The sequence below is a fragment of the Mesorhizobium sp. M1338 genome (assembly GCF_040318045.1).
Lineage (GTDB): Bacteria > Pseudomonadota > Alphaproteobacteria > Rhizobiales > Rhizobiaceae > Mesorhizobium.
The window spans coordinates 1-14,194 of the sequence record NZ_JAMYLL010000020.1; the positions used below are offsets into that span (position 1 = coordinate 1).

12 protein-coding genes, 1 tRNA gene and 1 riboswitch are annotated in these 14,194 nt (G+C 62.9%); of the genes, 7 read left to right on the forward strand and 6 right to left on the reverse strand.

Going from position 1 to position 14,194, the window contains the following annotated elements:
• The first annotated feature begins 141 nt into the window (after positions 1 to 141).
• A tRNA-Gly gene (locus NKH19_RS18425) sits at positions 142 to 215 on the forward strand.
• A gap of 4 nt (positions 216 to 219) precedes the next feature.
• Here NKH19_RS18425 and NKH19_RS18430 read toward each other — a convergent pair.
• Positions 220 to 1,209 (reverse strand): LysR family transcriptional regulator, encoded by a 990-nt coding sequence (locus NKH19_RS18430; protein ID WP_352870212.1) that lies wholly within the window; start codon positions 1,207 to 1,209, stop codon positions 220 to 222.
• Positions 1,210 to 1,521: 312 nt separating this feature from the next.
• Between NKH19_RS18430 and chvE the strand changes: the two genes are divergently transcribed.
• The 4 genes from chvE to araD1 all read left to right on the forward strand — a co-directional run bounded on the left by chvE (position 1,522) and on the right by araD1 (position 6,736).
• Positions 1,522 to 2,592 (forward strand): multiple monosaccharide ABC transporter substrate-binding protein, encoded by a 1,071-nt coding sequence (gene chvE / locus NKH19_RS18435; RefSeq protein ID WP_142868326.1) that lies wholly within the window; start codon positions 1,522 to 1,524, stop codon positions 2,590 to 2,592.
• 123 nt (positions 2,593 to 2,715) lie between these two features.
• Entirely contained in the window at positions 2,716 to 4,248 is a 1,533-nt protein-coding gene (gene mmsA, locus NKH19_RS18440) for a multiple monosaccharide ABC transporter ATP-binding protein (protein ID WP_352870211.1), read from the forward strand.
• Positions 4,245 to 5,537: a multiple monosaccharide ABC transporter permease gene (gene mmsB / locus NKH19_RS18445; protein ID WP_352870210.1), complete on the forward strand. Its 1,293-nt coding sequence runs from the start codon at positions 4,245 to 4,247 to the stop codon at positions 5,535 to 5,537. Before mmsA ends, mmsB begins: the two co-directional genes overlap by 4 nt.
• A gap of 206 nt (positions 5,538 to 5,743) precedes the next feature.
• Positions 5,744 to 6,736 (forward strand): AraD1 family protein, encoded by a 993-nt coding sequence (gene araD1, locus NKH19_RS18450; RefSeq protein WP_352870209.1) that lies wholly within the window; start codon positions 5,744 to 5,746, stop codon positions 6,734 to 6,736.
• A 46-nt stretch (positions 6,737 to 6,782) separates the two neighbouring features.
• On the opposite strand, the gene NKH19_RS18455 is transcribed toward araD1, so the two are convergent.
• Together NKH19_RS18455 and NKH19_RS18460 are read right to left on the reverse strand one after the other, a co-directional pair.
• Complete coding sequence (locus NKH19_RS18455) at positions 6,783 to 7,556, reverse strand: ABC transporter substrate-binding protein (RefSeq protein WP_352870208.1); 774 nt, start codon at positions 7,554 to 7,556, stop codon at positions 6,783 to 6,785.
• A 101-nt stretch (positions 7,557 to 7,657) separates the two neighbouring features.
• Positions 7,658 to 8,752: a 2'-deoxycytidine 5'-triphosphate deaminase gene (locus NKH19_RS18460; protein ID WP_352870207.1), complete on the reverse strand. Its 1,095-nt coding sequence runs from the start codon at positions 8,750 to 8,752 to the stop codon at positions 7,658 to 7,660.
• A gap of 82 nt (positions 8,753 to 8,834) precedes the next feature.
• Positions 8,835 to 8,912: riboswitch (SAM riboswitch) on the forward strand.
• Between the two features lie 57 nt (positions 8,913 to 8,969).
• On the opposite strand from NKH19_RS18460, the gene NKH19_RS18465 reads away from it, so the two are divergent.
• Entirely contained in the window at positions 8,970 to 10,157 is a 1,188-nt protein-coding gene (locus NKH19_RS18465; protein WP_352870206.1) for an O-succinylhomoserine sulfhydrylase, read from the forward strand.
• 14 nt (positions 10,158 to 10,171) lie between these two features.
• Here the strand turns inward: NKH19_RS18465 and NKH19_RS18470 are convergent, their stop codons facing one another.
• Entirely contained in the window at positions 10,172 to 11,323 is a 1,152-nt protein-coding gene (locus tag NKH19_RS18470; RefSeq protein WP_352870205.1) for a ceramide glucosyltransferase, read from the reverse strand.
• A gap of 244 nt (positions 11,324 to 11,567) precedes the next feature.
• Between NKH19_RS18470 and apaG the strand changes: the two genes are divergently transcribed.
• Positions 11,568 to 11,960: a Co2+/Mg2+ efflux facilitator ApaG/CorD gene (gene apaG, locus NKH19_RS18475; protein ID WP_352870204.1), complete on the forward strand. Its 393-nt coding sequence runs from the start codon at positions 11,568 to 11,570 to the stop codon at positions 11,958 to 11,960.
• 185 nt (positions 11,961 to 12,145) lie between these two features.
• On the opposite strand, the gene NKH19_RS18480 is transcribed toward apaG, so the two are convergent.
• Both NKH19_RS18480 and argF read right to left on the reverse strand, forming a co-directional pair.
• The gene (locus tag NKH19_RS18480) at positions 12,146 to 13,177 is read right to left on the reverse strand and encodes an Hsp33 family molecular chaperone (RefSeq protein ID WP_352870203.1); all 1,032 of its coding nucleotides are present in this window, start codon (positions 13,175 to 13,177) and stop codon (positions 12,146 to 12,148) included.
• Between the two features lie 93 nt (positions 13,178 to 13,270).
• The gene (gene argF, locus NKH19_RS18485) at positions 13,271 to 14,182 is read right to left on the reverse strand and encodes an ornithine carbamoyltransferase (RefSeq protein ID WP_352870202.1); all 912 of its coding nucleotides are present in this window, start codon (positions 14,180 to 14,182) and stop codon (positions 13,271 to 13,273) included.
• Positions 14,183 to 14,194 lie beyond the last annotated feature (12 nt).

Here is a 14,194-nt window from a genome sequence, read left to right on the forward strand (position 1 = left end):
CAAAGCATCCTCCAAAGAATCAGATGCTCTCGACAGATTCAGCTCCTAAACCCCTTGTCACGCGTTAACTCACCCGATTGCCCTGGAACGGACCGCTTTGCGATTGCCCGAAGGCTAACCCTCATGGTAACGAGGAGACGTGCGGGTATGATGTAATGGTAGCTTGTCAGCTTCCCAAGCTGAACGCGCGGGTTCGATTCCCGCTACCCGCTCCAGCAATCATCCCACCTCGCGCAAGATGAAGTCGTGCAGCATCTTGGCGGCCGGCGACAGCACGCGGTTCCTGACCGTGATCAGGCTGTAGGGCCTGACCTCGATGTCGAATTCGGTCTGGACGACGTCGATGGCACCGGCCAGCCCGTCGGGATTCTGGATGAATTTCGCCACCTGGACCGAGACCGGCGCAATGGCATCGGACTGCGCGACCATGACCAGCGTCAGGAGCAGTGAGCTGGTGTTGAGGATCCGGTCCGGCAAAGCGATGTTGCGGTTGAGGAAATTGCTCTCCATCGCCTGGCGCAAGGGCGAGCCGCCCGACTGGAAAACCCAGTCATAGGCGGCGGTGTCCTCCAGCCGCACCGCCTTGCCCTTGGTGAGGGGGTGGCCCCGTCGCACGATCAGGCAGGCCTTCTCGACACCGATGACGCGCGACTCGAACAGCCGCGGATTGAGATCGTCCGGGATGCGCGCGATGATGAAATCATGGCGCGTGGCGATCAGCTCGCGCGCCAGCACGTTGGAGGTCTCGACCTGCATGGTGATCTCGATGCGCGGATAGATGCGGCGGATTTCGCGGATTGCCGGCACTGCCAGTTCGATCGCGGGCGCCGTCACCGCACCCAGGAACACCGAACCGCCCTTGCCCGACTTGAGCTCGGAAATCTCGCGGTCAACCTCGCGCATCTCCAGCAGGATCGAGCGCGCGCGCCTTGCCAACGCCTTCCCATAGGGGGTCAACGTGATGCCGCGCGGCAGCCTTTCACACAGCTTGACCTCGAGCACCGCCTCCATCTCGCCGATCATGCGCGAGGCCGCCGGCTGCGAAATGTTCATGACCTGGGCCGCCGCGCTGACGCGGCCATGGTCGTCAAGCGCGACGATCATGCGCATATGACGCAGACTGAGACCGCTGCGCAGCAGGGTTTCGCCATCGCCCGGAATTTCGCTGTAACGGTTTGAAATCGAACTAGAATTGCGTAGCGCGGCCATCGCCTTTCCCTTACTTCCCCTTACCGCCGCCGGTGGTCGCGCCGGTCCATTTCGCCTCATAGCACATACCAAACGCGATATAGCAACCATCAAAGATCGCATTTGACAGTTATGGCAAAGGATCACACCCTTCGCGCGTTCCGAGACGTGACGGTCGATGACGAGTAAAATCGTATCGATTGAAATCAGCGCTTCGGGGCCATGGGAGGATACCGGAGATCGATATGACGGCAGCAGTGCCTTGGCACTTCTGCACGATTGCGCGGCCCGCGACCCCCGGGGTGCCGCGTCCATCAACCAGGGAGAGTAAAAGTGAAGATCATCAAGACATTGGCCGCCGTCGCGGCCCTTGGCATCGCTGCCATGACCTACTCGGCGCACGCAGCCGACAAGGGTCTTGTCGGCGTGCTGATGCCGACCAAGACCTCGCAGCGCTGGATCAACGACGGCGACGCCGTCAAGTCCCAGCTCGAGGCTCTCGGCTACACCGTCGACCTGCAATACGCGCAGGACGACATCCCCAACCAGCTCAGCCAGCTGGAAAACGAAATCACCAAGGGCCCAAAGGCGCTGATCATCGCCTCGATCGACGGCACCACCCTGTCGGATGCGCTGCAGAAGGCCGCTGACGCGGGCGTCGTCGTCGTCGCCTATGACCGCCTGATCAAGAAGACCGCCAATGTCGATTACTACACCACCTTCGACAATTTCGGCGTCGGCGTCATCCAGGCGAATTCGCTGGTCAAGGGCCTCAAGGAGCGTTTCCCGAACACCAAGCCGTGGAACGTCGAACTGTTCGGCGGCTCGCCCGACGACAACAACGCCTTCTTCTTCTACAACGGTGCTATCTCCGTTCTGCAGCCGCTGATCGACGACGGCTCGATCAAGATCAAGTCCGGCCAGACCGGCATGGACAAGGTCGGCACGCTGCGCTGGCTCGCCGCCACCGCCCAGGCGCGCATGGACAATCTGCTGTCGGCCAACTATTCGGACGGCAGCCGCGTCGATGGCGTTCTGTCGCCCTATGATGGCCTGTCGCGCGGCATCACCGCCTCGCTGCGCGCCGTCGGCTACGGCACGGACGCACAGCCCTGGCCGATCGTGACCGGCCAGGATGCCGAGACCGCCTCGGTCAAGCTGATCATCTCGGGCGAGCAGTACTCGACCGTGTTCAAGGACACCCGTGAACTGGCCAAGGCCACCGTCGAGCTCGTCGACAAGGTGCTCTCGGGCGGCAAGCCGGACGGCCTTGATGAAAAGACCTACAACAACGACGTCAAGGTCGTCCCCTCGATCCTCTTGACGCCGCATGACGTCGACAAGTCGAACTACCAGGCACTGGTCGTCGACTCCGGCTACATCAAGGCCGACGAACTGAAGTAACCCCGGTTACAAAATCAGGGGTCCTGCGCAACGCAGGACCCCTTTTCGTTAACCAGCGAGCCCGGTATTGTTTACCGACCTCGCCGGCAGTGTTTGCCGAGCTCTCAAGGAGCGGTAGTCCCCATGGTCTCGACGATTTTGGAGATGCGCGACATCACCAAGACGTTCCCCGGCGTGAAGGCGCTGTCGAACGTCAACCTTAGCGTGGAGGAAGGCGAGATCCATGCCGTGGTCGGCGAGAACGGCGCCGGCAAGTCGACGCTGATGAAGGTGCTGTCGGGCGTCTATCCCACAGGCACCTATGACGGCCAGATCATCTTCAATGGCCAGGAATGCCATTTCAAAGGCATCCACGACAGCGAACACAAGGGCATCGTCATCATCCACCAGGAGCTTGCCCTGGTGCCGATGCTGTCGATCGCCGAAAACATTTTCCTCGGCAACGAGCACGCCAGATATGGCGTCATCGACTGGAATGCCAACGAGGCGCGCACCAGCGCCCTGTTGAAGAAGGTGGGCCTCAAGGAGGACCCCAAGACGCTGATCACCAATATCGGTGTCGGCAAGCAGCAATTGGTCGAGATCGCCAAGGCGCTGAGCAAGGAAGTCAAGCTGCTGATCCTCGACGAGCCGACGGCATCGCTCAGCGAAAAGGACAGCCAGGCGCTGCTCGACCTTCTGCTCGAATTCAAACGGCAAGGCATGACCTCGATCCTGATCTCGCACAAGCTCAACGAGGTGAATCGGGTCGCCGACAAGGTCACCGTCATCCGCGACGGGCGCACCATCGAGACACTGGCCAAGAAGGACATCTCGGAAGACCGCATCATCACCTCTATGGTGGGCCGGTCGCTCGACGACCGCTATCCGCCGCGCGAGCCTGACATCGGCGAGGTCGTGTTCGAAGTGAGGAACTGGTCGGTCTATCACCCGCTCCATGCCGACCGGCAGGTGATCAAGGGCATCGACATCAATGTGCGCAAGGGCGAAGTGGTCGGCATTGCCGGACTGATGGGCGCCGGCCGCACCGAATTCGCGATGAGCCTGTTCGGCCGCTCCTATGGCCGCCATATCACTGGCGAGGTGCTGCTCAAGGGCAAGCCGATCGATGTCTCCTCGGTGAGCCGGGCAGTCGAACACGGAATTGCCTACGTCACCGAGGACCGCAAGACCTACGGCCTCAACCTCATCGACCATATCAAGCACAACATCACGCTGGCCAATCTGGGCGGCGTGTCGCGCCATAGCGTGATCGACGACATGCGCGAGCTCTCCGTCGCCAACGACTATCGCAAGAAGACCAATATCCGCGCTTCGAGTGTCTATCAGATGACCGGCAATCTTTCCGGCGGCAACCAGCAGAAGGTGGTGCTGTCGAAATGGCTATTCGCCGACCCGGACGTGCTGATTCTCGACGAGCCGACGCGCGGCATCGACGTTGGCGCCAAATACGAAATCTACACGATCATCGCCCGCCTCGCCGCCGAAGGTAAGGCGATCGTGGTCATCTCGTCGGAAATGCCAGAACTGCTCGGCATCACCGACCGCATCTACGTCATGAACGAAGGCCGCATTGTCGGCGAAATGCCCGCGGCGGACGCCAGCCAGGAAAAAATAATGCGCGCCATCGTCCGGGGAGAAGGAAAAGCAGCATGAGCACCGAAAGCGCCCCCGCCCCGCAGAGCAAAGTCGCCGAAGACGTGCCGCAGCGTCCACGTATCGCCGTCTCGGCGCTGACGACGAACCTGCGCGAATACGGCCTGATACTGGCGCTGATCGCCATCATGGTGTTCTTCCAGTTCACCACCTCCGGAACGCTGTTCAAACCGGTGAACCTGAGCAATCTGGTGCAGCAGAACTCGTTCATCATCGTGATGGCGCTGGGCATGCTGCTGGTGATCGTCTCCGGCCATATCGATCTCAGCGTCGGCTCCGTCGCCGGCTTCATCGGCGCATTGGCGGCGATGATGATGGTCATCTGGCCGCTCGGGCCGTTCAGCAATCCGCTGGTGGTGTCGATCATCTGCCTCATCGTGGGTGGCGCGATCGGCGCGGCGCAAGGCTACTGGATTGCTTATCACCGAATACCGAGCTTCATCGTCACGCTGGCCGGCATGCTGATCTTCCGCGGCATCTGCCAGGCGCTGCTGGGCGGCGGATCCTCGGTGGGACCACTTCCCGACGGCTTCAAGGCCCTCAGCTCGGGCTTCATCCCGGATGTCATCGGGCCACTGACGCTCATCCCGCCGACGGTGAACGCGGCCGGCAAGACCATTATCGGCAGCGGCCTGACGCTGCACATGACGACGATCGTGCTGGGCCTGATCGCTGTGCTGGCCTACGCCTATTTCGGGCTGAGGACACGACGCAAACGCGAACGCCATGGCTATGAGGCCGAGCCCTTTCCCCTGTTCGTCATCAAGACGCTGGTGGGTAGCGCGCTGGCGCTGTTCCTGGTCTACCAGTTCGCCAGCTACAGGGGCCTGCCGGTGGTGCTGCTCGTCATGGGCGTGCTGATCTCGCTGTTCGTCTTCGTCACCAAGCGCATGACCATCGGCCGCCGCATCTATGCGATGGGCGGCAACGCCAAGGCCGCGCAGCTGTCAGGCATCAAGACAGAACGGCTGACGCTGATGGTGTTCGTCAATATGGGCGTGCTGTCGGCACTTGGCGGCCTGATCATCGCGGCGCGGCTGGGACAGGCGGTGCCGGCTGCCGGCCTCGGTAGCGAACTCGATGTGATTGCCGCCGTCTTCATCGGCGGCGCCTCGGCGATGGGCGGCGTCGGTCAGGTCATCGGCGCGGTGGTCGGCGGCTTCATCATGGGCGTGATGAACAACGGCATGTCGATCATGGGCGTCAATGTCGACTGGCAGCAGGTCGTCAAAGGCCTGGTGCTGCTCGGCGCCGTGATCTTCGACGTCTACAACAAGAACAAGGTTTGACGGGCCAGCGAGGCAACGAGGAAAGCATACGGGTCTAGATCGCGATGCTGCCGGCAACCCGCCGGCGTCAAGAAGTCCCTCGGGGACCAAGCTCGCGGGCGCAATCCGGACGACGAGTTCAACCCGTGGCGCGGCGAGGTCCGAGCCGCGCGGGTTAGGGTTTGCCAAACGGCAACCGGGCCAAGACAAATGAGAGAGGATTCATCATGCTGATCTCCCAGATTCTCGATGACGCCGAGACCATCCGTGTCGTTGCCCGCAACGGCGGCAAGACCCGGATCATCAACGGCGCCCGCAGCGTCTACTCGCTGGCGATGGAGGCCGCGCGTACCGGCGTCGGTCTCGTCGCGCTGATCGAACGCAAGGGGCTTGGCGAAACGGTCGATCTCGAGGCGGCCTACAAGAAAGGACGGCTGCTGTCGCCGATCAACCATCCCGACCCGGCGCATCTGCACCTGACCGGCACCGGACTGACGCATCTCGGCTCAGCCGCGACACGCGATTCCATGCACAAGAAGCTCAGCGCCGACGGCGAGGAGCAGCTGACCGATTCCATGAAGATGTTCCGCATGGGGCTGGAGGGCGGCAAGCCCGCGAAAGGCCAGATCGGCGTGCAGCCGGAATGGTTCTACAAGGGCAACGGCACGATGGCGGTGGCGCCAGGTGCGGCGCTCTTGTCACCGGCTTTCGCCAAGGACGCCGGCGAAGAGCCCGAGGTGGCCGGCATCTACGTCATCGGCGATGACGGCGCACCGTTCCGCGTCGGCTTCACCCTGTCGAACGAGTTTTCCGACCACGTCACCGAACGCGTGAATTATCTGTTCCTCGCCCATTCCAAGCTGCGCAACGCTTCGTTCGGGCCGGAGATCCTGATCGGCGACCTGCCGTCCGATATCAGAGGCACCTCGCGCATCTTGCGCGACAACGACGTGCTGTGGGAAAAGCCGTTCCTGTCCGGCGAAGCGAACATGTCGCACACCATCGCCAATCTCGAACATCACCACTTCAAATATGCGGCTTTCCGCCAGCCGGGCGACGTGCATGTGCACATGTTCGGCACGGCGACGCTGTCCTTCGCCGACGGCATCAGTACTGAAGCCGGCGACGTGTTCGAGATCGAGGCCAAGGATTTCGGCCTGCCGCTGCGCAATCCGCTCGAGATCGAGCAGCCGGTGAAGGTGGCGGTGAAGGCGCTTTGAAAGGGTGATCTCCCCCCAAGGGGAGGAGATCGGCAGCTTCGACGTCTCAATAAATATCGAAGTCGAAATACTTGGCCTGGATCTTCTTGTAGGTGCCGTCGGCGACGATCGCGTCGATGGCCGCATTGAGCTTGTCGCGCAATGCCGTGTCTTCCAGGCGGACGGCAATGCCGGCTTGTGTCTCCGTGCCCTTGACGTCACCGACCAGTTTGCAGCAGCCGTCGCTTGCCTTCTTCAACCAATCCATCAGCACGAACTTGTCCGAGATCACGGCGTCTAGCCGGCCGTTGGTCAGGTCGGTGATCGCTTCTTCCTGGGTCGGGTAGAGTTTTGCCTCGGCGCCCGCCTTGCCATAGGTATTCTGGGCATAGTCGGCCTGCGTGGTCGAGGCCTGGGCGCCGACCGTCTTGCCTGCAAGGGCCGCCGGTTCGGTCGAGGTGAGATCGCTGTCCTTCGGCGCCACCAGAGCGAGCGGTGTCGTATAATATTTGTTGGTGAAAGCGACCTGCTTCTTGCGCTCCTCGGTGATGCTCATCGAGGCGATGATGGCGTCGAACTTCTTCGCCTGCAGGGCGGGAATGATGCCGTCCCAGTCCTGGGTAACGATTTCGCACTCGACCTTCATCTGCGCGCACAGCGCGTTGGCGATGTCGATATCGAAGCCTTCGACCTTGCCGTCCGCTGTAATGGTATTGAATGGCGGATAGGCGCCCTCGGTGCCTATCTTGATTTTCTCAGCTGCCTGCACCGACAGAGAGCTGGCCGCCATCACCAGCATGGCAGCGCCCGCCGCCGATATGATCCGTTTCGAAATCTGCATTTTCTTGGTTCCCCTTGAACGCCGCCAGCCTGACGACCAGAAAGGCAGCCAAGCATGGCGAGCCGGCGCAGGCAAGTATTTTGCCAGCTGGCAATGGGGGTTCAGCGCGCGGGGCGGAAATGCTTGGACAGCTTCAAACCCTGCGCCTGGTAGTTGGAGCCGAGATCGGTGCCATAGAGTGCCCGTGGCCGCTTCAGCATGTGCTCGTAGACCAGCCGGCCGACGATCTGGCCATGGTCGAGGATGAACGGCACTTCGTGGCTGCGCACTTCCAGCACCGCCCGGCTGCCGGTGCCACCGGACGCCGAGTGGCCGAAGCCCGGATCGAAGAAGCCGGCATAGTGGACGCGGAATTCACCGACCAGCGGATCGAAGGGCGTCATCTCGGCGGCGTAGAGCGGCGGCACATGCACCGCTTCCTGGCTCACAAGAATATAGAATTCATCGGGGTCGAGCACCAGTTCGCCAGCGCCGCTCTTGTGGATCGGCTCCCAGAAGTCGACGACCTCCTGCGCGGCGCGCTTGTCGACGTCGATGAGACCGGTGTGATGCTTGCCGCGGTAGCCGACAAGGCCGTTTCGATCGCCGTTGAGGTCGATCGACAGCGCGATGCCGCCGCCGGAAATGTTGGGCGGCTCGGTGGCAACCAGGATCTGCGCGCGATGCAACTGGTGAAGTTCGGCTTCCGACAGCAGCGCATTGCCGGTGCGGAAACGGATCTGCGACAGTCGCGAACCGGTGCGCGCGACGATCGGGAAGGTGCGCGGGCTGACCTCCAGATAGAGCGGACCATGATAGCCGGCGGCGATCTTGTCGAACTCGTGGCCGCGATCGGTCATGACGCGGGTGAAGATGTCGAGCCGCCCGGTCGAGCTCTTGGGATTGGCCGAGGCCGAAATGTCCGCCGGCAATGCCAGGCTTTCGAGCAAGGGCACGATATAGACGCAGCCGGTCTCCAGCACCGCGCCCTCGGCCAGATTGATCTCGTGCAGCTTCAGCCGGTCGAGCTTTTCCGAGACCTTGTGGTTGGGGCCCGGCAGGAAGGAGGCACGCACCCGCCAGGCCTTGTCGCCGAGCCGGAGATCGAGGCTGGCCGGCTGGATCTGGTCGGCATCGAGCGCACGTGCCGACTTCAGCGCGCCGGACTGGAAGAGCGCCGAAATGTCCTGATCTGGAAGAATGCCTGTTTGCCGCAAAGCCGGCTCCGCTGCAACGCCGCTGGTACAAACCTCTTAATCAAGCCGGCAATTGACGCAAGCGTGGCGCGGGTCTAAAGGGTCGTTATCCCGTGGTGATTTGGCCGGTCGGCTTGCAGCCACGTTAAACAAGTCGCTAAAGGACCGTCGGGCCGCAAGGCCGTATGGACCGGTTGCGACTTTCGCGGCCGGTTTTTTTGTGTCTGGAAGAAGAGCGATGAGCACCAACAAGCGCAACTGGAAGCCTCAAACGGCACTCGTGCACAGCGGAACGCTGCGTTCCGGTTTCGGCGAAACGTCGGAAGCGATTTACCTCACCCAGGGCTACGTCTATGAAACGGCGCAGGCCGCCGAAGCCCGTTTCAAGGGCGAGGAGCCGGGCTTCATCTATTCGCGCTACGCCAATCCGACCGTCGACATGTTCGAAAAGCGCATGTGCGCGCTCGAAGGTGCCGAGGACGCCCGCGCCACCGCCTCCGGCATGGCCGCGGTGACGGCAGCGCTGCTGTGCAGCGCCAAGGCCGGCGACCATATCGTGGCGGCGCGCGCGCTGTTCGGCTCCTGCCGCTGGGTGGTCGAGACGCTGGCGCCAAGATACGGCATCGAGGCGACGCTGGTCGACGGCACCGACATCGCCAATTGGGAAAAGGCGGTCAAGCCGAACACCAAGCTGTTCTTCCTGGAAAGCCCGACCAACCCGACGCTGGAAGTGGTCGACATCGCCGCGGTTGCCTCGCTCGCCAATTCGATCGGCGCCAGGCTGATCGTCGACAATGTCTTCGCCACGCCCTTGCAGCAGAAGCCGCTGCAACTCGGCGCCCACATCGTCGTCTATTCGGCGACCAAGCACATTGACGGCCAGGGGCGCTGTCTCGGCGGCGTCATCCTGTCGGACAAGAAGTGGATCGACGAGAACCTGCACGATTATTTCCGCCACACCGGGCCCAGCCTGTCGCCCTTCAACGCCTGGACGCTGCTGAAGGGGCTGGAAACGCTGCCGCTGCGCGTGCGCCAGCAGACGGAAAGCGCGGGCCGGATCGCGGATTTCCTCGCCGAGCGGCCGGAAATTGCCCGCGTCATCTATCCCGGCCGCGCCGACCACCCGCAGGCCGATATCGTCAAGAAGCAGATGTCGGGCGGCTCGACGCTGATCTGCCTTGACGTCAAGGGCGGCAAGCAGGCGGCCTTCGCCTTGCAGAACGCGCTCGACATCGTGCTGATCTCCAACAACCTCGGCGACGCCAAGAGCCTGATCACCCATCCGGCGACGACGACGCACAAGAACCTGAGCGACGAAGCGCGTGCCGAGCTCGGCATCGGGCCGGGCACGCTCAGACTGTCCGTCGGCCTGGAAGACACCGACGATCTGCTTGAGGATATCGAACAGGCGCTGAAGGCCTCGTAAGAGGGCTTTGGCTTTCAGGCGCCGGACGGCGTCTCTTCCAGCTCGGCCGCCTTGGTCCCGATGGTCATCGCGTTGCCGCGCCAGTCGACGGCACCGCCGAGCCAGCCGCGTGCCCACATCGCCGGCAGGATCAGGTCGCGGGCCATGATCGCGGCAACCATGCGTCGCGACAGGTACCAGCCCTTGGACCAGGCCAGGGCGCACTCGGGAAGGTAGAAGGCCGCCAGCACGGCAATGGCGGTTGCCCAGAGGCTGAAGCCGGCGCTTGCCGCCGCAATCAGCGCCAGCACCAGCGGCACCGCCGCGCCAGTCAGGATTTCGGGTGCGAAGAACAGCGGGAAGGTGACGCGGCGCAGGCGCGCCCAACGGGCCTGACGTGACCAGATCTCGTCGAACGTGCGCCGGCCAAGCGGCTGTTCGAAGGGCGCGGCGACGAGATTGACGCGCAGGCCGAGGCCGTTGACCAGCTTGGTCGCGGCGGCGTCCTCGGCGATCTCGGCGGCCAACGCGCGGATGCCGCCATTGGCGTCGAGCATCGGCTTGTTCCAGAGCATGCTCTTGCCCTGGGCAAAGCCAAGGCCAAGCGCCTCGCCGGCATATTGCCAGCGCGCCTGCAGCGTGTTGAGGAAAGCGCATTCGACTTCAGCCCAGAAGCCGGCCGGCCGCGAGCCGATCGGCGTCGAACAGACAAGGCCGGTGTCGGGCCGCCATGCAGCCATCAGGTGCTGGATGTAGTCTCTCGGCATCAACACGTTGGAATCGGCCAGGACGACCCAGTCGTGCCGCGCCGCTTCCCAACCCTTGACGCAATTGTTGAGTTTCGGATTGGCGCTGAAGCGGTCGTCGCCGATCATCAGCCGGGCCGGCACCTTGGGAAACCGGGCAATCGCCCTGTTTATCGGTTTGACTACCGGATCGTCGGCATGGGCGACGCAGAAGATCAGCTCGTAGCGCGGCCAATCAAGCGAGAAGGCGCGCTCCAGCGTCTCGTGCGTGAACGGTTCAATGCCACGCGACGGCACGATGATCGACACCGGCCGCGGCTTGCCGGTCGGCGGCGCGATAATGCGGCGCCGTTTCAGACGCGAAGCGGCAAGCACGATGCTGGCGAGATTTGAGAGGATAAGAGCAATTGAAAGCGTGGCGGCTATGAGAGTGAGTTCCATCGAGATCCGGTCACTCCAGAAAACCGGTCCGCCAGAACAATCTGGCTGGCATGACGACCGATTTCAACAGTTCGACAGAGCGCCCGAGTCGCGCGGCACTGGTCGGCGCACACCATCATTGTCGTGTGTCACTTAAATGACATTCTTTGCCGGCACCTGCCGTTCGGTAGGCAATGAAAGGACGCGCACCGTTGACCAGCCTGCAAGGAGCGCCGAAAGATACTGGATTGTTTTGGAGCTGCTTATGTACAGCACCGTCACGCGCAACATCGAAGTGCAGGTCAGGCCGTTCTATCTGGAGGACCGTTCGGATCCGTCCGAGAACCGCTATGTCTGGGGCTATCAGATAACGATCGACAATCAGTCGGACGATTCCGTCCAGCTGTTGTCGCGCTATTGGCACATCACCGATGGCACCGGCAGGGTCGAAGAGGTACGCGGCCCTGGCGTCGTCGGCGACCAACCCGAACTCAATCCCGGCGACAGCTACCAGTACACGTCCGGTTGCCCGCTCTCGACACCCTCCGGCATCATGGTCGGGCACTACACGATGCGCAACCAGCGGGGCGAGACGTTCGACATCGCCATCCCCGCATTTTCACTCGACCTGCCGGGGAAGCGGCGGACGGTGAATTAGCGTCTTTCTCCCCGTCTCTGTACGGGGAGAAATGCCCGGCAGAGGGGCGCCGCCGGGCTGATGAGATTGTCTTCCACGCACAAGGCATCCGAGTGGACGGCGCGGCCATTCGCCGAAGTTCGCGCTGCCCCTCATCCGCCCTTCGGGCACCTTCTCCCCGTAAACGGGGAGAAGGAAGGGACACTTTACTGAGCCGCAAATTCCGCCGGGTCGAAGTCATATTGCTTCGAGCAGAATTCGCAGGCGACGTGAATGCCGCCGTCCTCGGTGCTGTCCTTGATCTCTTGGGCGGAAAAGCCCTCGAGGATGCCGCGGATCTTGTCCCGGGAGCACGAGCACTGGTCGGCGACCGGAACGCCGCCGAAGACGCGCACGCCATGCTCGTGGAACAGCCTGTAGAGCAGCCGCTCGGCGCCGATCGTCGGGTCGATCAGTTCGGTCGGCTCGATGGTGCCGAGCAGCGCCAGCAACTCCAGCCAGGAATTGTCGTCGGGATCGTGGATCTCCTCGCGCGGATCGCCATCGCCGCCCGGCAGGTCCGGCACGCGCATGCGCTCGGGCGACTGCGGCAGGAACTGCGCCAGGATGCCACCGGCGCGCCACTGCTCGCGGGCGCCGCCCGGGCCGGGCGTCAAGAGCTTGGCCACCGACAGCCTGAGATCGGTCGGAATCTGCTCCGACTGACGGAAATAGGTGCGTGCCGCATCTTCCAGCGTCTCGCCATCGAGCTGGACGATACCCTGATAGCGCTGCGTGTGAGCGCCCTGGTCGATGGTCAGCGCCAGCACGCCGGTGCCGAGCAGGGTCTGCTGGGACGTTTCGCCCGCCGCGACCAGCGCTTCCAGTCGGTCGGCATCGAAACGCGCATAGGCGCGCAGCGCCGAGGGCGTGGAAAAATCCGCGACCAGCATGTCGACAGGCCCGTCGGTGCGGGTCTGCAGGATGAACTTGCCCTCGAACTTGAGCGAGGTGCCGAGCAGCACCGTCAGCACACAGGCTTCCGCCAGCAGCCGGGCGACCGGCTCGGGATAGTCGTGGCGGCCGAGGATGGCGTCGAGCATCGGTCCGAGCTGGACGGTGCGACCGCGCACGTCGAGCGGGCCTACCTCGAAGGGCACGACGTGATCGTCGCCGGCGTAGCCGAATTCGCCGAGTTTGGGGTGATGTTCAGTCACTCGATAGGTTTCCAACATAACAAAGCTCCAGGGCGCGGCCATGCCGCCCTCTCGGGAGCATGCGTCGAAACGCGCTTGATTTGCGTGATGTGGCGCAAATAGGCATCACACCCCCAGAGATCAAGCTCACATAGATCAAGCGCCGAGGCACCAGGCGAGCACGGCCTTCTGGGCATGGAGCCGGTTCTCGGCCTCGTCGAAGACCACCGAATGCGGCCCGTCGATGACCTCGTCGGTCACTTCCTCGCCGCGATGCGCCGGCAGGCAGTGCATGAACAACGCGTCCGGCTTGGCCTTCGCCATCAGCTTGGCATTGACCTGGTAGGGCGAGAACACGTTGTGGCCGCGGGCACGATGCTCCTGGCCCATCGACACCCAGCAATCGGTGACGATGCAGTCGGCCTGATCGACGGCTTCCTCGGGCGAGCGGGTGAAATGCAGCTTGCCGCCATGCGCCTGCGACCAGTCGATATGCTTCTGCGCCGGCTCACTGCCCTCGGGCACGGCGACGTTGAGGTTGAAGCGGAACCGTGCGGAGGCTTCGAGCAAGGAATGCAGCACATTGTTGCCGTCGCCGGTCCAGGCGATGGTCTTGCCGGCGACCGGACCGCGATGCTCCTCGAAAGTCATGATATCAGCCATAAGCTGGCAGGGATGGGTGTCGTCGGTCAGTCCGTTGATCACCGGCACGGTGGCATTCTCGGTCAGCTCCAGCAGCCGCTCATGCGAGGTGGTGCGGATCATGATCGCGTCGACATAACGCGACAACACCTTGGCGGTGTCGGCGATGGTCTCGGAACGGCCGAGCTGCATCTCGGTGCCGGTCAGCATGATGGTCTCGCCGCCAAGCTGGCGCATACCGACGTCGAAGGACACACGCGTGCGGGTCGACGGCTTGTCGAAGATCATCGCCAGCACCTTGCCTTCGAGCGGCTTGCTGCGCTCGCCGGCCTTGAGGCGGGCCTTTCGCACCACCGCATCGTCCAGCATAAGACGCAGATCGCCTTCGGAAACGGCGGAAAGATCGGTGAAATGGCGAACTGACATCAGCAATGGTTC